This is a genomic window from Pseudomonas sp. Pdm06 (assembly GCF_014851795.1).
Taxonomy (GTDB): domain Bacteria; phylum Pseudomonadota; class Gammaproteobacteria; order Pseudomonadales; family Pseudomonadaceae; genus Aquipseudomonas; species Aquipseudomonas fluorescens_AA.
In genome coordinates this window covers 467,959-487,055 of record NZ_JACVAH010000001.1, presented here as the reverse complement: position 1 = coordinate 487,055, position 19,097 = coordinate 467,959, and the positions used below count along the sequence as shown (strand labels likewise).

General features: G+C 60.0%; 21 protein-coding genes and 1 pseudogene. 11 read left to right on the top strand and 11 right to left on the bottom strand.

From position 1 onward, the window contains the following. The first annotated feature begins 143 nt into the window (after nucleotides 1-143). Nucleotides 144-494: a hypothetical protein gene (locus IB266_RS02155; protein ID WP_060738336.1), complete on the top strand. Its 351-nt coding sequence runs from the start codon at nucleotides 144-146 to the stop codon at nucleotides 492-494. Between the two features lie 79 nt (nucleotides 495-573). On the opposite strand, the gene IB266_RS02150 is transcribed toward IB266_RS02155, so the two are convergent. From IB266_RS02150 to IB266_RS02135, 4 genes are all read right to left on the bottom strand, one after another. Then, nucleotides 574-2,091, bottom strand: coding sequence for a nucleobase:cation symporter-2 family protein (locus tag IB266_RS02150; protein ID WP_092197255.1), 1,518 nt, complete (start codon nucleotides 2,089-2,091; stop codon nucleotides 574-576). Between the two features lie 124 nt (nucleotides 2,092-2,215). Then, a complete protein-coding gene (locus IB266_RS02145) occupies nucleotides 2,216-3,040 on the bottom strand; it encodes an arylamine N-acetyltransferase family protein (RefSeq protein ID WP_192259855.1) in 825 nt (274 codons plus the stop codon). Nucleotides 3,041-3,142: 102 nt separating this feature from the next. After that, nucleotides 3,143-3,937 carry an exodeoxyribonuclease III gene (xth, locus tag IB266_RS02140; RefSeq protein WP_060738339.1) on the bottom strand — a complete coding sequence of 265 codons (795 nt, stop codon included), beginning with the start codon at nucleotides 3,935-3,937 and terminating at the stop codon, nucleotides 3,143-3,145. A 102-nt stretch (nucleotides 3,938-4,039) separates the two neighbouring features. After that, on the bottom strand, nucleotides 4,040-5,611 hold the full coding sequence (locus IB266_RS02135) for a GGDEF domain-containing protein (RefSeq protein ID WP_192259853.1): 1,572 nt from the start codon (nucleotides 5,609-5,611) through the stop codon (nucleotides 4,040-4,042). Between the two features lie 322 nt (nucleotides 5,612-5,933). Between IB266_RS02135 and chrA the strand changes: the two genes are divergently transcribed. After that, complete coding sequence (gene chrA, locus IB266_RS02130) at nucleotides 5,934-7,292, top strand: chromate efflux transporter (protein ID WP_192259851.1); 1,359 nt, start codon at nucleotides 5,934-5,936, stop codon at nucleotides 7,290-7,292. On the opposite strand, the gene arsN2 is transcribed toward chrA, so the two are convergent. After that, nucleotides 7,289-7,720, bottom strand: a complete 432-nt coding sequence (gene arsN2 / locus IB266_RS02125) for an arsenic resistance N-acetyltransferase ArsN2 (RefSeq protein ID WP_192259849.1) — start codon at nucleotides 7,718-7,720, stop codon at nucleotides 7,289-7,291. The genes chrA and arsN2 overlap by 4 nt on opposite strands. Nucleotides 7,721-7,847: 127 nt before the next feature. Between arsN2 and IB266_RS02120 the strand changes: the two genes are divergently transcribed. The 3 genes from IB266_RS02120 to IB266_RS02110 all read left to right on the top strand — a co-directional run bounded on the left by IB266_RS02120 (nucleotide 7,848) and on the right by IB266_RS02110 (nucleotide 9,079). Beyond that, nucleotides 7,848-8,162: a type II toxin-antitoxin system RelE/ParE family toxin gene (locus IB266_RS02120; protein ID WP_106269851.1), complete on the top strand. Its 315-nt coding sequence runs from the start codon at nucleotides 7,848-7,850 to the stop codon at nucleotides 8,160-8,162. Between the two features lie 2 nt (nucleotides 8,163-8,164). Next, nucleotides 8,165-8,452, top strand: coding sequence for a NadS family protein (gene nadS / locus IB266_RS02115; protein WP_060738344.1), 288 nt, complete (start codon nucleotides 8,165-8,167; stop codon nucleotides 8,450-8,452). A gap of 138 nt (nucleotides 8,453-8,590) precedes the next feature. Beyond that, nucleotides 8,591-9,079 carry a hypothetical protein gene (locus tag IB266_RS02110; RefSeq protein ID WP_192259848.1) on the top strand — a complete coding sequence of 163 codons (489 nt, stop codon included), beginning with the start codon at nucleotides 8,591-8,593 and terminating at the stop codon, nucleotides 9,077-9,079. Nucleotides 9,080-9,124: 45 nt separating this feature from the next. Here the strand turns inward: IB266_RS02110 and IB266_RS02105 are convergent, their stop codons facing one another. Together IB266_RS02105 and IB266_RS02100 are read right to left on the bottom strand one after the other, a co-directional pair. Continuing rightward, a complete protein-coding gene (locus IB266_RS02105) occupies nucleotides 9,125-9,361 on the bottom strand; it encodes a hypothetical protein (RefSeq protein WP_192259847.1) in 237 nt (78 codons plus the stop codon). 124 nt (nucleotides 9,362-9,485) lie between these two features. After that, nucleotides 9,486-9,905 carry a helix-turn-helix domain-containing protein gene (locus IB266_RS02100; protein ID WP_318646565.1) on the bottom strand — a complete coding sequence of 140 codons (420 nt, stop codon included), beginning with the start codon at nucleotides 9,903-9,905 and terminating at the stop codon, nucleotides 9,486-9,488. 57 nt (nucleotides 9,906-9,962) lie between these two features. Between IB266_RS02100 and IB266_RS02095 the strand changes: the two genes are divergently transcribed. After that, complete coding sequence (locus tag IB266_RS02095; RefSeq protein WP_192259846.1) at nucleotides 9,963-10,370, top strand: DoxX family protein; 408 nt, start codon at nucleotides 9,963-9,965, stop codon at nucleotides 10,368-10,370. A gap of 12 nt (nucleotides 10,371-10,382) precedes the next feature. Here the strand turns inward: IB266_RS02095 and IB266_RS02090 are convergent, their stop codons facing one another. Further along, nucleotides 10,383-11,600, bottom strand: a complete 1,218-nt coding sequence (locus IB266_RS02090) for an MFS transporter (RefSeq protein ID WP_192259845.1) — start codon at nucleotides 11,598-11,600, stop codon at nucleotides 10,383-10,385. Nucleotides 11,601-11,968: 368 nt separating this feature from the next. Between IB266_RS02090 and IB266_RS02085 the strand changes: the two genes are divergently transcribed. After that, the gene (locus tag IB266_RS02085; RefSeq protein ID WP_192259844.1) at nucleotides 11,969-12,877 is read left to right on the top strand and encodes an AraC family transcriptional regulator; all 909 of its coding nucleotides are present in this window, start codon (nucleotides 11,969-11,971) and stop codon (nucleotides 12,875-12,877) included. 61 nt (nucleotides 12,878-12,938) lie between these two features. Here IB266_RS02085 and IB266_RS02080 read toward each other — a convergent pair whose 3' ends face one another. Both IB266_RS02080 and IB266_RS02075 read right to left on the bottom strand, forming a co-directional pair. Then, a complete protein-coding gene (locus tag IB266_RS02080) occupies nucleotides 12,939-14,453 on the bottom strand; it encodes an amino acid racemase (RefSeq protein ID WP_192259843.1) in 1,515 nt (504 codons plus the stop codon). Nucleotides 14,454-14,463: 10 nt separating this feature from the next. Next, the gene (locus tag IB266_RS02075; RefSeq protein ID WP_192259842.1) at nucleotides 14,464-15,759 is read right to left on the bottom strand and encodes a dicarboxylate/amino acid:cation symporter; all 1,296 of its coding nucleotides are present in this window, start codon (nucleotides 15,757-15,759) and stop codon (nucleotides 14,464-14,466) included. 184 nt (nucleotides 15,760-15,943) lie between these two features. On the opposite strand from IB266_RS02075, the gene IB266_RS02070 reads away from it, so the two are divergent. After that, nucleotides 15,944-16,879: a LysR substrate-binding domain-containing protein gene (locus IB266_RS02070; RefSeq protein WP_072405372.1), complete on the top strand. Its 936-nt coding sequence runs from the start codon at nucleotides 15,944-15,946 to the stop codon at nucleotides 16,877-16,879. Between the two features lie 611 nt (nucleotides 16,880-17,490). Here IB266_RS02070 and IB266_RS02065 read toward each other — a convergent pair. Then, the gene (locus IB266_RS02065; RefSeq protein WP_025212783.1) at nucleotides 17,491-17,766 is read right to left on the bottom strand and encodes a hypothetical protein; all 276 of its coding nucleotides are present in this window, start codon (nucleotides 17,764-17,766) and stop codon (nucleotides 17,491-17,493) included. A gap of 675 nt (nucleotides 17,767-18,441) precedes the next feature. Between IB266_RS02065 and IB266_RS02060 the strand changes: the two are divergent. The 3 genes and pseudogenes from IB266_RS02060 to IB266_RS02055 all read left to right on the top strand — a co-directional run. Further along, a pseudogene (locus tag IB266_RS02060) lies at nucleotides 18,442-18,597 on the top strand (BrnT family toxin); the annotation flags it as partial. Further along, nucleotides 18,594-18,719 carry a hypothetical protein gene (locus tag IB266_RS31025; protein WP_412548280.1) on the top strand — a complete coding sequence of 42 codons (126 nt, stop codon included), beginning with the start codon at nucleotides 18,594-18,596 and terminating at the stop codon, nucleotides 18,717-18,719. The pseudogene IB266_RS02060 and the gene IB266_RS31025, both read left to right, overlap by 4 nt. Nucleotides 18,720-18,723: 4 nt before the next feature. Then, nucleotides 18,724-19,086, top strand: coding sequence for a DUF6364 family protein (locus IB266_RS02055; protein ID WP_060743052.1), 363 nt, complete (start codon nucleotides 18,724-18,726; stop codon nucleotides 19,084-19,086). Nucleotides 19,087-19,097 lie beyond the last annotated feature (11 nt).

The window sequence follows — 19,097 nt, the reverse complement described above, 5'->3', positions numbered from 1 at the left end:
AAGAAAAGCGCTACAGACCTTACACAATATTTACCCAACGGCGTCGCAAATCCTGAGAAAATCGCTGTCATAGCAAGTATCCCCGCGACCCTCATCGGGTCTGTTGCAGACCACAGGCGCCGGGGCCGAAACGAGGAACAGCCATGAATCGTAGACTTCCCATCATCGCCCTGCTCATGGGGGCACTCGCGGTCACCGGCCAGGCATCCGCCCACGGTCGTGGTGGTTGGGAGGGGCCCGCCGTTTTTGGTGCCATCGTCGGTTCGGCCATCGTTGGCTCAGCCATCATCAACCGTGATCGGCCGGTGTATGTGCAACAACCGGTCTACGTCCAGCCACAGCCGGTCTACTACCAGGCCCCACCACCGGTCTACTATCAGCCGCAACCGGTGTATGTGGAACAGCCTATCTACTATCGCCCGGCACCGGTGTATTACGGGCCACCACGGGGCTACTACTACGGCCCACCCCGGGGTCATTACGGCCGCTGGTAAACAGCTCCCGGGCGGCACAAAAAAAGCCTGTGATCATCGATCACAGGCTTTTTCATGTCTGCTGATAAACCGGTATTTGTCAGACGTGCTCGCTGCTTTTCAGTCGGATCGGCCCATGCTCCGCCGGCTCGTGGACAGGTTCCACCACGGGAATCTCGTTGCCATCACAATCATGCAGCTTGCCGTCACTGAAATAGTCGCCTTCGCGCAGCGCCGCCAGGTCCTGGTAGCGCAACACCCGCTCGGTGCCGGCGGCGAAGACTGACTGCTGGTCGGAATTGCCCGTGGTGAAGTGATTGAACGCCAGGTTCAGCACGATCGCCATGATTGCCGAAGAACTGATGCCCGAATGAAAGATGGTCGCGAACCAGCTCGGGAAATGGTCGTAGAAATTCGGCGCGGCAATAGGAATCATGCCGAAGCCGATGGAGGTGGCGACGATGATCAGGTTGACGTTGTTGCGGTAATCGACTTTCGACAGCGTGCGGATGCCGCTGGCAGCCACCGTGCCGAACAGCACGATACCGGCACCGCCCAGCACCGAGGTCGGCACTGCGGCAATCACCCGGCCCATGAACGGCAACAGGCCGAGCACCACCAGGAACACCCCTCCGGTCGCCACCACGAAACGACTCTTGATTCCGGTTACGGCCACCAGCCCGACGTTCTGGGCAAAGGCACTCTGGGTGAAGGAACCGAAGATCGGCGCGATCATGCTCGACAGCATGTCAGCCCGCAAGCCGTTACCCAGGCGCCTGGAGTCGACTTTGGTGTCGATGATCTCGCCCACCGCCAGGATGTCGGCAGAGGTTTCCACCAGGGTCACCATGATCACAATGCACATCGACAGGATCGCGGCGATATGGAACGTCGGCATGCCGAAATGGAACGGTGTCGGGAAGCCGAACATCGGGCCTTGGCTGACCGATGAAAAGTCCGCCATGCCGAGGAACACCGCAATGACCGTCCCCATGACCATCGCCAACAGAATCGACAACCGGGAGATGGTTGCGCTGCCCATTTTGCTCAACAGCAGCACCAGCACCAGGGTCACGGCGGCCAGGCCAATGTTCGCCATGCTGCCAAAATCGGCGGCGTGGCTGTTGCCGCCCATCGCCCAACGCGCCGCCACCGGCATCAGGGTCAGGCCGATGGTGGTGATCACAATGCCAGTGACCAGTGGCGGAAAGAACCGGGTGATGCGTGAAAACACCGGGGTGATCAGCAGACCAATCAGCGACGCTGCGATCACCGCGCCAAGGATGGCTTGAAAGCCCCCTTCCCCCCCGCTGCCGACAATCGCCACCATGGTCGCGACGCCCGAAAACGATACGCCCTGCACCAAAGGCAACTGGCAGCCGAAAAACGGCAGGCCAAGGGTTTGCAGCAACGTGGCCAGGCCCCCCGCGAACAATGACGCGGCAATCAACAGGCCGATGTCCGCCGGCGAAAGCCCGGCCGCCTGGCCGATGATCAACGGTACGGCGACAATGCCACCGTACATGGTCAACACATGTTGCAGGCCGTAAGCCATATTCGCGCCGACGCCGAGGTTTTCGTCCTCGGGCCGTGGGAGTGAAACATGGGGCGTTTTCATGGTTCGGGGATTCCCTGTTTTTTGTTATGGGCACACTGTATTCAAAACTCTGGACAAATGTCCATAGAGTTGTATACAACTTATTGTGTACACATTCGGAACAGGCCTGCGGCCAACCGCCTTTTTATCCTTGAAGCAACCCCACAAGCGCGGGCCGCAACAGCTCCCGTGGCGGCACGCGCAGGCTGAACGCCTGTTCCAGCAGATCGATCAACTCATCGGCATCGTCGATCACGCGCCGCTCGCTCTCCTGCCCTATGCGATGCACGGCGTAGCTGTTGCCGTTCAGGGTCTTGCGCAATCCGTCACCGGTGCGGGCCACCATCAACCGGCCCATGAACGGCGACTCCGGATGGCTGCAGACGTACCAATTGCCGACGGTGTAGTCGATGTCTTCCTGGCGTTGCAGGTCGAACAGGTACATCGGCCGCCATTCGCCGGCGACGTTGGCGCGCAACAGATAGCCGTCCGCAGGGGTCTCGATGCGGTACGGCTCATGGGGCGTGACTTGGGTATCACGGCTGTCCAGCAGCAGCGGCGCGGTGGGCACCATGCCGCCAAAACCGACGTCAGTGATATAGCGCACACCGTCGATCGTCACCAGGCTCAGCCGATGGGTCCGGGCAGGCCAGGCATCCTCCGGCGCATTCATCACCACGCGCCCAGTGATGCCACGGGCATCGAAACCCAATGTCTGCAACAGCGCCAGGAATAGCTGGTTGAGTTCATAGCAATAGCCACCACGCCCATCTTCAAAAACCTTGCGCTCGACCGATTCAAGGTCGATGGGCACAGGCTGACGCAGCAATGTCGACAGGGTTTCAAAGGGGAATTCAGCGGTATGGCGCCATTGCAGCTGGCGCAATGTATCGAGCGTCGGCACCGGTGGTGCGTCGAAACCCAGGCGCCGCAGATAACGGGTCGTGTCGCTCAGTTGGGGATGACTCATGACGGTTGTCCTTTTCCGGGGGCGGCCAGCGCTCACAACAAGCGCACGGCTAATGGGCGCAGGTATAAGGCATTCCCTTCACAGAGACAACAATCGGCCCCGTCAGCGCCGTTTACGCGAAGCCAGCCGGATCCAGGTGGGCGCATGGTCGCTGGGGTGGGGCTGGTTCCGGACCCAGGCGTCCACCCCGCCCTCGCTCAGGTAGGCGCTGGCGACCGGATTGAGCAGCAGATGATCGATGCGCAGTCCGGAGTTCTTTTGCCAGTGCTGACGGAAATAGTCCCAGAAGGTGTAGAGGCGCTCGTCCGGATACAGATGGCGCAGCGAATCGGTCCAGCCCTGGTCCAGCAACCGCTGGTAACACTCGCGGCTTTCGGGCTGCAACAGCGCATCCTTGAGCCAGGAGCGCGGGTTGTAGATGTCCAGGTCGGTGGGCACCACATTGTAGTCACCGGCGAGCACCACGGGATGGTCACTGGCCTGTAGCCCCTGGGCGTACTCGATCAGCCGTTCGAACCAGGCCAACTTGTAGTCGAACTTGGGGCCCGGTTGCGGATTGCCGTTGGGCAGGTAGAGGCACCCCACCAGCACGCCGTGCACCGCCGCCTCCAGATAGCGACTGTGGCTGTCGTCATCTCCACCGGGCAGGCCTCGGCGGCTCTCCAACGGCTGCGCGTCACGGGCCAGGATCGCGACACCGTTCCAGGACGCCTGCCCGTGCCAGATTGCCCCGTACCCCACCGATTCCAACTCCGCCGCCGGGAAATCCTTGTCCACGGCCTTGAGCTCCTGCAAACAGACAATGTCGGGTTTTTCCCGCTCCAGCCATTCCAGCAGGTTGGGCAGCCGTGCACGGATGCCATTGATGTTGAAGGTCGCGATCCGCAGGTTTTTCATAGAGCCAGCACTCGAAACGTCACGTTACTGGCTGTGACCGTCAACCCGGCGCGGTGGTTGCAACGGGTCTTCGTCAGCCCATGGCCGATGTTCCAATCGCTCTCAACGATCCGAGCGCGCCAGCGTATCCAGCCCGCCTTCTGTCGATAACACCGCCACTCGGTTGCGGCCACTGTGCTTGGCCTGGTAAAGCGCCGCATCGGCGCGCTGGATGAAGACTTCGATGCTGTCCAGGCTGCTGGGCACAAAGGCATAGCAACCCAGGCTCACCGTGAGGAAGCCGGTCGGGGAGCCGGAATGGGTGATGTGCTTATCGATGACGCTGCGGCGGATCTGCTCGGCCAACGCCATGGCCCCCGAAAGGTTCGTGTCGGGCAGCAGTACCGCAAACTCTTCGCCGCCATACCGTACCGCCAGATCGGCCTTGCGATGACAGCAACTCTTGAGCACCTTGGCCACTTCCGCCAGGCAGTGATCCCCGGCCACGTGCCCATAGGCGTCGTTGTAGCGTTTGAAAAAATCGATGTCGAGCATGATCAGACTCAAGGGACTGCGCTGACGAGCGCCCCGACCGAACTCGATGTCCAGGGCCCGTTCGAACAGACGCCGGTTCGCCAGCCCGGTGAGGCTGTCATGGGTGGCAATCAGCTCCAACGCCTCCTGCGCCTTGCGCAAGTCCGCTTCGATCTTTTCGCTGTTGCGTACCTGGCGCACGAAGACCCAGCCGAACAAGCAAATGCCCAGGACCACCAGACCCACGATGAGGCTGGATTGGAAGGCCCGGTCATGCCAGCCCGCCAGGATCGATTCTTCGGACATCGCGGCGGTGACCACCAACGGATAAGCCTGTAAATGTTGATGCCCATACAACCTGACGACACCGTCGACATCTGAACGGATGATCGCATCGCCAGACATCCCGTTGGCCGCGGTATGGTTGTAGATCCCTTCCTCGGCCAACGGGCGACCGATCCGCGCCTCATCGAAGGGGCGCCGGGCCAACAGCGTCCCGTCAGACAAGGCCAGGGCCATCTCGCCTTGCTCATCCAGGCTGAAGCTTTTGAAGAACCGGTCGAAGTAGGACATTTTGATACCGGCCAGCAACACACCCTGGAAGTTGCCGTCTCGGTCATTCAAGCGCCGGGAAACCGGGATGATCCACTCACCGTTTTGCCGACTGCGGATCGCCGGGCCGATATGGGGGACCAGGGAGGCGTTCTGCTGGTGGAAAACGAAATACTCTCGATCCGCCACCCCTGCCCCCCTGTGCAGGTCCTCGAAGGAGGTAATGACCCAATGACCGCGCTTGTCGAACAGGAACAGGCCATGCAACTGCTCAAGCGATTGCACGCGACGGGCAAAGGTTTGCTGCAAGCGTGGCTGAACCGCAGGCCCAAAACCGTCGACCTGGATCCAATCCGCCAGACTGGCCAGGACCAGATCGGCCTGGATGAAGGTGTCCTGGGCCTGCTGGGCCATGGCCCGGGTAAGGGTGGCCGAGGCGATGCGGGCCGACGCCACGTCGTGGCTGCGGGACTGCTCCAACTGCAGGTAAAGCAAACCGCACAGGCACAGGCACACCGCCGCGATAAACATAACCGCAGCCTTGAGCAGCGGCAGGCGTTTCAAGGCACCGGCAGGGATATGAAAAGGATCGTAGATGGAGATTGGCAAGCGAATTCCTGAAGAGGGCAAAGCATGCGCGAATTCGCGCATAACCCCCAATATTCGTGAGCTTAGCCTACCGCTTGTGAGGCGGCAATTTGCCCGTGCAGCGGAGCCGATGGGTGGCTGGAGTGGATCCAAAACCCCGCCCCTGGGCTTGCAAAAATGCCCGATTCAGAACGAAGAAATTCCCGTGGCGAGAGCATGCACACCCGCACTTGCGACAGCGTTGAAGGACTGTTTTTTACAAGCAAACCTTCCTGGGGCTATCTAAATTGCGTAACGCCCCATAACGTATGGTCGCCTTTGACTTCCAAGTGCCCCATCGACCATGAGCCAACCGACCCGAATCGATGATGAACAGGCCCTGACCCGACCCGGCGCCGTCAGTCTGCGCGAGGCGTTCTGGTTCTGGCTCAAACTGGGCTTCATCAGTTTCGGCGGCCCAGCGGGGCAGATCTCGATCATGCACCAGGAACTGGTGGAACGGCGGCGCTGGATTTCCGAGCGGCGCTTCCTGCACGCCCTCAATTACTGCATGTTGCTGCCGGGGCCTGAGGCCCAACAATTGGCGACGTACCTGGGCTGGTTGATGCACCGAAGCTGGGGTGGAGTGATCGCCGGCGCGTTGTTCGTGCTGCCTTCGCTGTTCATTCTCATCGCCTTGTCGTGGCTGTACATCGCCTTTGGCGAAGTGCCGGTGGTGGCGGGTATTTTCTATGGCATCAAACCGGCCGTGACGGCCATCGTGGTGCATGCCGCCCACCGGATCGGCTCCCGCGCACTCAAGAACAATTGGCTGTGGGCGATCGCGGCGGCATCGTTCACCGCGATCTTCGCCCTTGATCTCCCCTTCCCATTGATCGTGCTGGGTGCGGCTGCCATCGGTTACTTCGGCGGTCGCTGGGCACCGGAAAAATTCAGCCTGGGCGGTCACGATACTCAACACAAATCCTTCGGCCCCGCCTTGATCGACGACGACACGCCAACCCCGGAGCATGCCCGGTTCAGCGCCGCCAGGTTGGTCCGCCTGGTGGTCGTCGGTGCCCTGTTGTGGATCGTGCCCATGGGCCTGCTGACCGCCGTGTTCGGCTGGGGCGGCACATTGACGCAAATGGCCTGGTTCTTCACCAAGGCCGCGCTGCTGACCTTCGGCGGTGCCTATGCGGTCTTGCCCTACGTGTACCAGGGCGCCGTCGGGCACTTCGGCTGGCTGACGCCGACACAAATGATCGACGGCCTGGCCCTGGGCGAAACCACGCCCGGGCCGCTGATCATGGTCGTGGCCTTCGTCGGTTTCGTCGGAGGTTACGTGATGCAGGTATTCGGTCCCGAACAGGCCTTCCTCGCCGGGGTCGTCGCGGCCACGCTGGTGACCTGGTTCACGTTCCTGCCCTCGTTCCTGTTCATCCTGGCCGGCGGCCCGCTGGTGGAATCGACCCACAACGCATTGAAATTCACCGCACCGCTGACGGCGATTACCGCGGCGGTGGTCGGGGTAATTCTCAACCTGGCCTGCTTCTTCGGTTACCACGTGCTCTGGCCCAACGGTTTTGCAGGTGCACTGGACTGGCCGTCAGCGATCATCGCGATTGCGGCGGCAGTTGCGCTGTTTCGCTACAAGTGCGGGGTGATCCAGGTGTTGCTGGCGTGCGGGTTGGCCGGGCTGGCGGTGCATTTGTTGCGCTAGACGAGGCGCTTGCTCAGGTAGGTCGCCGAGGCCGGGCACAAGGTCTTGAACTGGGCCGTCGCGCTGATTGACGCGGGTGCCAGTGAGCGATCCTCCGGCAGATAGCCCTGGCCGGTAAAAAACGCCGCGGCGCTGTCGGTCAACAAGTGGAGCCGCTCCACCCCCTCGCGTCTTGCAAACGCTTCGACAGCGGCCAGTACCGCCACCCCAGCCCCCCGCCCGCGCTGCCCCTCAAGGACAACCAACGAGCGCAGCAACCGCTCGCCCCCCTCCCCCTCGATGCCAGCAAACCCCACGTCGACACCCTGGTGGTTGAAGCTGAAGAACTGTCGACCGGAATATGACAGGTCGTCCACGGGTAGCCCGGCTTGGGTGAGTACATCGCGCAAGGGTCCCAGATCGTTATTGCTTAGAGCTGTCATGTGCATGGTGGGTGCTCGTCTACGTCTTGCCTTGATCATCGGGCACCCCGAATTTGGTTACAACTCACGGAGTGCATCGGAGGTCGGGCTTCAATAGGATTGCTCGAAAGTAAGCCAATGGCGTACATTAGCAATGATTTTTATTGAAACTCCAATTTTTACCCGTCGGGTCAAAGAACTGATGGATGACGATGATTTCGCTGTCCTACAGAAAATACTGGTCTGCAATCCTTCCGCTGGTGAAGTTATGGAAGCCACCGGGGGGATCCGAAAGATTCGTATCGCAGCCAAAGGCCATGGCAAACGGGGGGGAGCCAGGGTGATCTACTACCACTTCGTCCATGCTTCGCGGATCGCGTTACTGATGATATATCCGAAAAATGAACAGCAAGACTTGACTGTCGATCAACGAAAAGCGTTGAAATTGATTGTCGAGCACTGGAGATAACCATGAGCAAATTTTTCGATGAGCTGATGGAAAGCGTGCAACAGATGGATGAAATCGTCCGAGGCGAACGCCAGCCATCACGGGAATTCATCGTCGATGCACTGCAAGTGAAGGCGATACGCAAGGCTACCGGCCTGACCCAAGCCAAATTTGCAGCACTGATCGATGTCCAACTGGGCACGCTTCGCAACTGGGAGCAGGGACGGCGCGAGCCTACCGGCCCCGCTAAAGCCCTGCTGCGGGCGATTCACAATGATCCGAAACATGTGATCAGCGCCTTGGCCGTTTAAGCATTGCCGAAATGAACAGAACGCTCGGCAATGCTTCCATGTGCCGAAAGCGCTTGCTTCAAGCCCCCATGACCTGGCGCAAATGAACACCCCACCCCATCAGCTAAGCTCAACCTATCATCACGACAGGGAATCGACATGAGCAAGGCAGACGAGCTAGCGGCCAAACTGAGGAAGACCCAGCAGACCCGCGCCGATACCGACAACTGCGCCGACCTGGCGATCGAGCACTGGCCGGCCCAGGTCTACGAGCTGTATCGCCAGATCGAAACCTGGCTGGCTCCCGTGTGCGAGGCGGGCCTGGACATTCGGCGCAACCCCACCCACGTCTTTGAAAGTCACTCCAGCGGTTCGACGTACAACTACGCCATCGACCAACTGATGATCGAAGGCAATCATCGCCGCATTTCATTCGACCCGATTGCGCGCTTCTCGGCCAAGGGAGAGGGCTGCATTGAAGTCCATATGAAAGGGCAGGAACACTGCATCGTGCGCACACTCGGTGAGCATGGCGAATCGCTTTGGCATATCCAGGCCCTGCGCTCGACAGGTCAACAGCCCGCTGAACCTGCCATTCTGGACGAGGACGCCTTGCTCTCGCTGGTAGAAGAAGGCCTTGGCCTATAACGTAAACGGGCGATCCTTGATCGCCCATTTTCATTGGAGGGCACGCTAGATCTGCGGCGCTGATTCGAGTGCTGGATCGTTTCCGGGCACCGGTAGCGCCAGTTCTTGGGCCGGTCTTCCTACCAGTAAATTCAAGGCATTGTCGATTTCGTCAGCCGCGCCTTGCGCGTATCGAACATCCGCCCAGCTCCAGTACGGATCGGATATCAGCCCGCCAACGGCCTGTGCGCACAATTCATCGCGGCTGATGCCCATCTTCCCGGCCGCGGCGATCACGGCCATAAGGGCTTGCTCTAATTGGGAAATTCGCTCTGTTGTCACAATGAACCAACGTGATGGATAACAAACCCAGAGCATATCAAGCCATCAATGTGCCACCAAGCTCAAGCGCCCAACGGTCGCCCTGTCAGCCTGCTTTGGCTTTGCGTCCGCGGGGGCTGCCGTTCACAGGCACGCTGTTGCCATATTCCGTCCACCAAACCGTCAGCGCCTCCATCGTCGGCCCAAGCCCTCGGGCCTTCTGCGTGATTTCGTATTCCACCCGCGGCGGCACTTGCGCGAACACCGTGCGAGACACCAGCCCATCCCTCTCTAGTTCGCGAAGTTGCGCCGTCAACATATGCTGCGTGATGCCGGGAATGGCCTTCCGCAGCTCCCCAAAGCGGTAGATCCGCTGATTGAGCAACCACATGATTTCCAATTTCCACTTGCCCGAGAGCAGCGCGAATGCGCGGCGCATTTGCTCGTGCATGTTGATACCGGCGCCCTCATTAGTCTGGTTTTCCATACTAACCGTCACTTTTTCATCCTTCTTGCGGGCTTTCATGTTAGGCGACATTCTCGCCCCATGTCGATTCAACCCAGCCCACTCAGGAGAAACCTCATGATTGAACACTACCTCTACTGGCTCAGCACCGCGGCGTTGGCCCTGCTTTACCTGGCGTCGGCAACGCTGTACGTCACCAAGAAGGCCTGGGTGGGTCAGGCGCTGGCCGACCTCGGTTACCCCAGCTACCTGATACCGATGCTCACCGTCCTGAAAATCCTCGGGGTAGTCGCCATCCTGTCGCGCCCAAGCGTGGCGCTCAGCGACCTGGCCTATGCAGGCATGCTCTATCACCTGCTACTGTCGGCGTCCGCGCACCTGGGTGTGCGCAAGCCGCTCGGCGCTCTTCCGGCCGCGATAGGCATCGTATTGCTGATCGCCTCCTTCCTGACCCAAAACGCCGTCCGCGAAGCTCCGTCGCCCTATGCGCCTGGTGCGGCGCAGCACCCGTTCATCCTCGACTGACGGGTACTGATCTCAACCCACCGTGCTATAAGGCGTTGCTTGCGTAGTCGATGAAGATTCCCGGGCCGCTGACCGAGCAGCCAGCACCGTCAGCACAGCGGCCATAGCCAACACGGCCGCACTGGTTTCGAAGGTCGCGCGATAGCCACTCAGATCAAACAGCAGGCCACCCACTGTCGCGCCCGCTGCGATGGCGAGCTGGACGATCGCTACCATCAGGCCGCCACCGGCTTCGGCATCTTCCGGTAGCGTTCGCGAAAGCCAGGTCCACCAGCCTACGGGCGCTGCCGTAGCCACCAGGCCCCAAAGGCCGAGCAGGAGGGTCGTGATCGTTACCGAGCCGCCGCCCCCCACCAGGGCAATGGCAATCGCGGCCATCAACAGGGGGATGACGATAAGCGTCCGATAGAGGTTGTTTTTCAAGCAGGTCCCGATCAGGAAGGTGCCCAGCAGCCCCGCCACACCGATCACCAACAACATGAAGGACAGCATTGAAACGCTCACTTGCGTCACTGTTTCAAGGAACGGTCGCAGGTAGGTGAACAACATGAACTGACCCATGAAAAACGTGCTGACCGCCAGCATGCCCAGCGCGACCGGTGCCCGGGTCATCAACTTGAAGACGTTGGTACTGCCCTGCTTCGCCTTCGAAGGCATGGAGGGCAGGCGCAACAGCAGCCAGACCAGGGCGATGGCGGCGACCGGCACAATGCAGAAAAACGCGCCACGCCAACCGATGATCGCCCCCAGGAAGCTGCCCAGCGGCGCAGCGACCACGGTCGCCAAGGCATTGCCGCCATTGACGACGGCCAGTGCCCGCGGAACCTGAGCGTCCGGCACGAGCCGCATGGCCGTGGCCGCCGACAGCGACCAGAAGCCGCCAATCGCCACGCCGATCAACGCGCGACCGACCATGAATACCGGGTAATTCGGTGCGAACGCCACCACGGTGCCTGAAACAATCATCAGCAAGGTCAGCCCCAGCAGGAGCCATTTGCGGTCGACCCGGGCGGCAATCGAGGCGATGAACAGGCTGGTGACCAGGGCAAACGCGCCAGAGACGGCAATGCCTTGACCGGCCTGCCCTTCACTGACATGAAGATCGGCCGCTACCGGCGTCAGCAAGCTGACGGGCATGAACTCCGAGGCAACCAGCACGAATGCGGCGAGCGCCATGGCAAATACCGCACCCCAGGCGGGCGGGTCTTGTGGCAATGAGTTATCGGTCATTGAATGACAATCCTGTGTTGCTTGATGGAGCTGTGGGAGCGAGCTCGCTCGCGATGACGGCGGCACATCCGACACCACCGCCTTAGGCAGACCGCTATCGCGAGCAAGCTCGCTCCCACAGTTTTGAATGGGGTGTTCACATATTTCGTGCCCGCCACACCTCCCCTGTGGGAGCGAGCTTGCTCGCGATTCTTTGGTGGATTGAGTGAGGGACTATTTTCAGCGCTCGATCCGGCCGGTCGGTAACGCATTACGCTGAGATGCTTGCCTGATCCTATGAGTTCTTCCATCGCGCATAGGCAGCGCTTCGTTTAGCGCGTTAATGTTCTGCCTATAGCGCTTGAGCCGAGATGACACCCGGAGCCGACATGGTCGTCCAACGCAGATCCGTACAAGAGACATTGACCGCCATCATTGGCGCCTGGACACCACACCCGGGCGACTTCGAAACGCCCATTCCCGGCCTGGTCTTCTTCCGGCGTGAAGCCCCGGCGCCGCCGGTGATTTGCATGATCGAACCGAGCATCGTGCTGGTGGCCCAAGGCAAGAAGCAGGTGTGGATCGGTGGCGAAGCCTATGGCTACGACACCGGCCGGTTCCTCATGACCTCCCTGGACATCCCGGCCAATTCCGAAGTGCTGCAGGCAAGCCCGGAGCAACCCTGCCTGGGCCTGGTCCTGAGGCTCGACTTGCGCATGGTGGCCGACCTGATCGCCCAAGGCAGCCTGTCGCCGCCGCATGATCGAGCGGTCGGGATCGGCGCAGGAACCGGCACCGCGACGCCAGACCTTTTGGCGCCGTGCGCACGCCTGCTGGCGTTGCTCGATGAACCGGAAGCGATTCCCATACTGGCACCGTTGATCCAGCGCGAGATCCACTATCGGCTGCTGCTCAGCGACCAGGCCGCCCGGCTGCGGCAGATCGCCTCGGTCGATAGCCAGGGCTACCGGATCGCCAAGGCCATCGACTGGCTGAAATTGAACTACACCGAGCCCGTGCGCGTGGACGACCTCGCGGCGCGGGTGCAAATGAGCGCGCCGACGTTTCACCACCACTTCCGCCAGCTCACGGCGATGAGCCCGCTGCAATACCAGAAGTGGCTGCGGTTGAACGAAGCCAAACGCTTGATGCTCAACGAACACGTGGACGTCGCGAGTGCGGCCTTCAAGGTGGGTTACGAAAGCCCTTCACAATTCAGCCGCGAATACGCCCGTTTGTTTGGTGTGCCGCCCAAGCGGGACATTGCGGCGTTGCGTGGGCCGGCCAAGGCTGGCTGATTCATCATCGAGCATGGCCCTGTGGGAGCAAAGCTTGCTCGCGACGCCGTTACCTTGGCTTTCAGAAGACCGCATCAGCTTCATCGCGGGCAAGCCTTACTCCCACAGAGCCATGCCTTTGCGCCAACGCAACACACCTCAACGCCAGGATCATCGTCGGATCAACCAGCGCCACCCTGTGCCCATTGATATCGAACGCCTTGCAATGCGCCAGTACCAGCGGCAACTCCGTACATCCCAGGATCAACACCCCAGCCCCCAACTCGCACAGGTGCTCAGCCGCCAGCAACAATTGCTCCCTGCAGAGCCCTTGCGTGAAGCCAGCCTTGATACCCCGTGGTCCGTAGATGGCGTCCATGACCATCGCCTGGTAATCGACACCTGGCGTAAGAAGCTGGAGCCCGGCATGACGCGCCGCCTGGTGATAAACCTGGCTCTGCACCGTACCGGACGTCGCCAGCAGGCCAATCGCCTTGCCCGAACCATAAGTGCCCGCGATCCACGCCACCGTCTCGCTCAGCATGTTCACGATGGGCACCCTCAGGTGCGCCTGGATCCGGTCGACGAAGGCATGGGCGGTGTTGCAGGGAATTGCGATGGCGTTGGCGCCGGCACTTTCGAGACGTTTGCACGTGGCGTACATCGCCATCGTCGGATCGGTCTCATCCCGCAACAGGTTCGCCGTCCGGTCCGGTATCTGCGGGTTTTGCTCGACCACCATCTTGATGTGGTCCTGGTCCTTTCCCGCTGGCGTATTGGCCACCACCTTGGCCATGAAATCCACCGTGGCGGCAGGCCCGACGCCCCCCACGATGCCCAGCTTGAAGGGTGGGCGCCTGGGCTGCTGGTCCAGCGTCGCGAAGTCGGCGTAGATCTCATTGATGTCCAGCACAGTGACCCCGCGACGCTGCAAGTCGGCACAGACCAGGGAAAGCTCGGTCATGCCGGGCAGGATCACCGTCGCCCCCTGGGCCTGCAATGAGAGACACGCCCGATAGACCGCCTCAAGCGGCACGCCTTCGAGATGACCGTCCTTGATGCCATTGAGGCCGTACATCGCCTCCATCAAACCTGCTTGAGCGTCTGCCTCGGGGTAAACGATCTGAAAGTCTTTGCCAAAATGTCGCTCGAACAATCCGCAATGGCGCACAAAGTCGGAGGCGATCACCCCCAACGTCGCCTGGGACGGCACCGTGTGGCTGACGTGCTGGGTCAAGGCGGCCATCATGTCCAGCACAGGAATGCCCAGCGCCTCCTCGATTTCAGCGCGAAACGTATGGCTGGCGAAGCATGGAAGCATCACCGCATCGAAGCCACTGTCCTCGAACGACTTGCACACCTGGAACACATAGAACTTGCGCGACGTCATGTTCGCGCCCTGGTCCAGCGGCAGCAGCACATCCTTGAAGGGGTGCTGCTCGAACAGGAAATGGTAGCGCCCCTGATCCTCGAGCACCGCCCGGGACTTGACCAACTTGTAGAACAGGTCGCCCCCGGCCAGTGACCCAAGCCCACCGACGATCCCCAACTTGCGCACCACAGAAGCCTTGTGGCTCGACTTCGCTTTAGCCTTCATGAGTCTCTCCTCAAGCCACCGGCACCGGCTCGGATCGCGACCGAGCCGGAGCATGTTCACCCTCTTCCTCGTCGGCTTCTTCGTGGGATTCGGACTTGGCGACAACCGCCGTCGCAATGCTGTTACCCACCACATTGGTGGCCGTACGGGCCATGTCGAGGAACTGGTCGATACCGATGATCAACAACAGCCCCGCCTCGGGAAGATTGAACATCGGCAACGTGGCCGCGACCACGACCACCGAAGCCCGGGCGACACCGGCCATGCCCTTGCTGGTGATCATCAGCGTCAGAAGAATCAGCAACTGCTGGGTGAAACTCAGATCAATGTTGTAGGCCTGGGCGATGAACAGGATGGCGAACGCCTGGTACATCATCGAACCGTCAAGGTTGAACGAATAGCCCAGGGGCAACACGAAGCTGGACACACGTTTTGGCGCGCCAAACTTCTCCAGCGCCTCGATGGTTTTCGGGTAGGCGGACTCACTGCTGGCGGTGGAAAAGGCCAGGAGAATCGGTTCACGAATGAGCTTGCCGAGGTGGAAAACAGAGCGACCGAGGAACAGGTAGCCGGCACCGAACAGCAACGCCCAGAGGATCAGGATCCCCAAGTAGAACTCGGCGATCAGCTTGCCGTAATCCACCAGCAAGCCAAGCCCCTGGGTGGTAATTGCCGAGGCGATGGCGGCAAACACCCCAATCGGCGCGAAGGCCATCACGTAGTCGGTGATCTTGAACATCACCTTCGCCAACTCTTCGATGGAATCGCTGATCCGGGTGTAGCCCGCCCGCTTCACCCCCGCCAACGCAAAGCCGAAAAACAGCGAAAACACCACGATCTGCAGGATCTCGTTGTTGGCCATCGCTTCGGCAATGCTGCGGGGGAACACGTGGCCGATGAACGCCTTGAGACTGAAGTCGCCGGTATTGACCGGCACGGCCGCCGTTGCGTGCTGGGCCATGTCCATGTTCAGCCCGGCACCGGGTTGAAACAGGTTGACCAGCCCCATTCCGATCAGCAGCGAGACGACCGAGGCGCTGACAAACCAGGCCATCGCCCGGGCCCCGATCCTGCCGACAGAGCGAGAATTGCCCATGCTGGCGATACCGCCCACCAACGTCGCGAACACCAGGGGCGCGATGATCATCTTGATCATGCGCAGGAAAATATCAGTGACCATCGAGAAGTAACTGGCGATCTCTTTGGCACTTTGCTCGCTCCCTGCGAAATGGTGACACGCCCAACCGACCAGCACGCCCAGGGCAATGCCCAGTGCAATTCGACGTGGGAGCTTATTTTTCTTCACGGTGCTGTCCTCAAGTAGTTCTTGGAGTTTTTTACTTGGCAGGATCGATTCTAAGGAGCGGATCCGGGAGGATGATGAGTAATCCGGCTAACCCCATGCGCTTTTGGAATAGTTAGCGAAAGGTCGCGCTATGCTGGAGGATTGCCCAGTAAAATCGCGCTCTCACAGGGGGGAGTTTCTCGATATGCAACTCAAATGGCTGGATGATCTTCTGGCGATTGGCGAATGGAAAAATTTCTCCCGCGCGGCCGAGGTTCGATGCGTGACGCAATCGGCCTTGTCCAGGCGTATTCGTTCACTTGAGGAATGGGTGGGCGTCAAGCTGGTGGACCGGGGCACCTACCCTGTCCAACTCACCCCCGCGGGAGTCACCTTCTGCGATGAAAGCCGAGAGGCCCTCGCCGGATTACTGAGGTTGCGCTCAACGCTGCGGGACGTGGAACGAATGCCGGGACGCTCCATCCAGATCACCGCCGGCCACAGCCTGTCGATGACCTTCCTGCCCAAGTGGCTCTCGCAGTTCCAGCAACACAACGAGCAGTTCAACGCCCGGGTGGTGGCCGCCAACATTCATGACGCCGTCATTGCATTGGAGGAAGGCAGTTGCGACTTGATGATGGTCTACCATCACCCACTTGCCCCCATCCTGCTGGACGCCGAGCGTTTTGGCAGCCTGGTGCTCGGCCACGACGCGTTCATCCCCCTATGCGCGCCCAACCGCAAGGGCGAACCGCTGTTCCGCCTGCCCGGCCGCGCCGGCAAACCGGTGCCCTACCTGGCCTATACGGCAACGACATTCCTCGGACGCGTCGCCGACATCGTCATCAACAACGGCCCTGAACCCATCGCGCTGGAGCGCTGTTATGAAGCGGACATGGCGATGCTGCTGATGCGCATGGCCATCGAGGGCTACGGCGTGGCCTGGTTGCCGCAGAGTGCGGTGGCCGACGAGCTGGAGCGTGGGCTGTTGGTGCGGGCCGGCGGTGAGCAATGGAGCACGCGATTGGAGATTCGCTCGTATTGTGCGATTGCCAATCGCAATCCGACGATGCGCAAGTTGTGGAAGACATTGGAGGGTGCTTCGTTGCATCGGCTGGGCAGCACACCGAGTGCGAACTGATCAACGCCACCCAAGCGTTGTTCGCAAAGGGTAGGTACACGCCGATTAACTGTGGGAGCGAGCTTGCTCGCGATGACGGCAGCACATCCAGCATCCTGCAAACTGACACACCGCTTTCGCGAGCAAGCTCGCTCCCACACAGGGATTTGTGGTGAACGCACTATCTGTGAACAACCCGAAAAAAACTGTGGGAGCGAGCCTGCTCGCGATGACGGCATCACATCCAGCATCACCATCAACTGACCCACCGCTATCGCGAGCAAGCTCGCTCCCACAGAGGATTGAGGGTGTACGCAACATTTGTGTACCCACCAAACCCTGTGGGAGCGGGCTTGCTCGCGATGACGGCAGCACATCCAGCATCCTGCAAACTGACACACCGCTTTCGCGAGCAAGCCCGCTCCCACACAGGGATTTGCGGTGAACGCAATATCTATGAACAACTCGGAAAAAACTGTGGGAGCGAGCTTGCTCGCGATGACGGCATCACATCCAGCATCGCCATCAACTGCCCCACTGCTATCGCGAGCAAGCTCGCTCCCACAGGTTCCAGGCTGCACAGGATGATGAGCAAGGCAATGCAGACGACCTTGTGAGGTCGCCCACTTCCCTTACGACGCCAGAACCTGCGCCTGCAACCGCCGCCCAATCACATCCAGCAAATCACACCCGTCGCGCAGGGGGATCGCCAACACTTGGGCAAAATCATGGAGTACCACCGCGTCCGTGCTGATGTCGGAACGCATGGCGAGGTTTTCCAGTAACTGGGTGACAGCGGCGATGCGGTAAGCGGCGGTGTCGTGCAACACGTCCAACGGCGCTTCCGTGTCGATCAGCAGCGCGTGGAAATTGTTTTCGATACCGGTGATGGGCATGTAACGGGACATAAGGGGTTACTCCTGCGGGGATGGGCGGTCAGTGGCGAATTGGGATGCCACTGGCGAAGGGAGCAAATCCGGGAGCGAGATTCGGATACTTGGCAGGAGATGTTCGTGGGTGACGCTAGACGAAAGCCACCTTGGATGGGCTGTGGCTTTCGGAGGGTTGGGGGTGAGTTTTTTCATTGGCTGATTCCTTAGTGAGAAAAAATCTGCCGGCATCACTTCCACATGATGGGTGGCAGCTGTACGCGGGTGTGGAAGTCCGAGCACTAAGGATCTCGGCGCGTCCGAAGACGCCCCGCGTACAGCCGCCGTAATTTAACAGCAGACATAAGAAAAGCGCCTGCTTTAAATTTTGCGGCGCTACGCGCCTTAGTGAGTAAGGGCTTCCACACCCTGCCGCTGAATTTGCAGCGACGGAAAGAACTTAGCGCACGGGGTGATTAGGTGGATAGTCAGCGGGGAGCGACGCAGCTTGAGGGAAATTTCCGATGAGGGTGTCCGGAGCTGGACTCAGCAGTTCAGGCGGTGGGATGCAAAGAATGATTTCGATACGAATGAGCGCTCAGCGCCATAAGCAAGGGCTGAGGTTTCATCGTATGGTTGAGCACACCCGTCCTGGCTGCAAGTCAAACGAAAGGGCTGACACAGGGTCTTTTTTATACATATAGAATATGCATAATGACAACATTCAGAACTCAGTATGATCCAGCAAAAAACGTCGCTAACAAGAAGAAACACAAGGTGAGCCTGGCCGATGCCGAAGCTGTGTTTTATGACGAAATGGCTCTTGAGCGTGAGGATAATGATCATGATGAAAGCGGTGGATTATCATGGGGCAAGACGCCTGCGGTCGTGTACTCGTCGTTGCATACACCTACCGTGAGCCAGATTTCGTTCGTCTTTTCAGCGCACGACTAGCCTCCAAAAAAGAACTACGTCAGTACCTGGGAGGTTGAACCCATGAAAGAAGAATACGATTTCAGCACAGCCAAGCGTGGGGCGGTTGCAAGCAGCAAAGGCAAAACCCGCATAACCATCATGCTTGATGAGGACGTGATCGAGGCCGCTCGCGAACGCGCCGAAAGTGCTGGTACTGGATATCAGACACTCATCAACAATCTACTGCGTCAGGCTTTGATATCTGAAACTGCCCACAATCTGTCACCGGCAGCCCAAAAGCGAACCCGAACAGTTAAACCCTATGCAAACGGTATTACCCGGTCCGACGTGAAGGATCTGGAAAAGCGCCTAGCCGCCATGACTGAGGAGCTGCACAAGATGGTGGACGCATCCAGGCCCGGTAAAGCCAAAGCATCGGTATGAACCGAGAAGAT

What these genes read in the sequence shown, in the direction of transcription:
- IB266_RS02155 (WP_060738336.1), top strand. Translation starts at nt 144, where the DNA reads ATGAATCGTAGACTTCCCATCATCGCCCTGCTCATGGGGGCACTCGCG.
- IB266_RS02150 (WP_092197255.1), bottom strand. Translation starts at nt 2,091, where the DNA reads ATGAAAACGCCCCATGTTTCACTCCCACGGCCCGAGGACGAAAACCTC.
- IB266_RS02145 (WP_192259855.1), bottom strand. Translation starts at nt 3,040, where the DNA reads ATGAGTCATCCCCAACTGAGCGACACGACCCGTTATCTGCGGCGCCTG.
- xth (WP_060738339.1), bottom strand. Translation starts at nt 3,937, where the DNA reads ATGAAAAACCTGCGGATCGCGACCTTCAACATCAATGGCATCCGTGCA.
- chrA (WP_192259851.1), top strand. Translation starts at nt 5,934, where the DNA reads ATGAGCCAACCGACCCGAATCGATGATGAACAGGCCCTGACCCGACCC.
- arsN2 (WP_192259849.1), bottom strand. Translation starts at nt 7,720, where the DNA reads ATGCACATGACAGCTCTAAGCAATAACGATCTGGGACCCTTGCGCGAT.
- IB266_RS02120 (WP_106269851.1), top strand. Translation starts at nt 7,848, where the DNA reads ATGATTTTTATTGAAACTCCAATTTTTACCCGTCGGGTCAAAGAACTG.
- nadS (WP_060738344.1), top strand. Translation starts at nt 8,165, where the DNA reads ATGAGCAAATTTTTCGATGAGCTGATGGAAAGCGTGCAACAGATGGAT.
- IB266_RS02110 (WP_192259848.1), top strand. Translation starts at nt 8,591, where the DNA reads ATGAGCAAGGCAGACGAGCTAGCGGCCAAACTGAGGAAGACCCAGCAG.
- IB266_RS02105 (WP_192259847.1), bottom strand. Translation starts at nt 9,361, where the DNA reads ATGGCCGTGATCGCCGCGGCCGGGAAGATGGGCATCAGCCGCGATGAA.
- IB266_RS02100 (WP_318646565.1), bottom strand. Translation starts at nt 9,905, where the DNA reads ATGAAAGCCCGCAAGAAGGATGAAAAAGTGACGGTTAGTATGGAAAAC.
- IB266_RS02095 (WP_192259846.1), top strand. Translation starts at nt 9,963, where the DNA reads ATGATTGAACACTACCTCTACTGGCTCAGCACCGCGGCGTTGGCCCTG.
- IB266_RS02090 (WP_192259845.1), bottom strand. Translation starts at nt 11,600, where the DNA reads ATGACCGATAACTCATTGCCACAAGACCCGCCCGCCTGGGGTGCGGTA.
- IB266_RS02085 (WP_192259844.1), top strand. Translation starts at nt 11,969, where the DNA reads ATGGTCGTCCAACGCAGATCCGTACAAGAGACATTGACCGCCATCATT.
- IB266_RS02080 (WP_192259843.1), bottom strand. Translation starts at nt 14,453, where the DNA reads ATGAAGGCTAAAGCGAAGTCGAGCCACAAGGCTTCTGTGGTGCGCAAG.
- IB266_RS02070 (WP_072405372.1), top strand. Translation starts at nt 15,944, where the DNA reads ATGCAACTCAAATGGCTGGATGATCTTCTGGCGATTGGCGAATGGAAA.
- IB266_RS02065 (WP_025212783.1), bottom strand. Translation starts at nt 17,766, where the DNA reads ATGTCCCGTTACATGCCCATCACCGGTATCGAAAACAATTTCCACGCG.
- IB266_RS31025 (WP_412548280.1), top strand. Translation starts at nt 18,594, where the DNA reads ATGGGGCAAGACGCCTGCGGTCGTGTACTCGTCGTTGCATACACCTAC.
- IB266_RS02055 (WP_060743052.1), top strand. Translation starts at nt 18,724, where the DNA reads ATGAAAGAAGAATACGATTTCAGCACAGCCAAGCGTGGGGCGGTTGCA.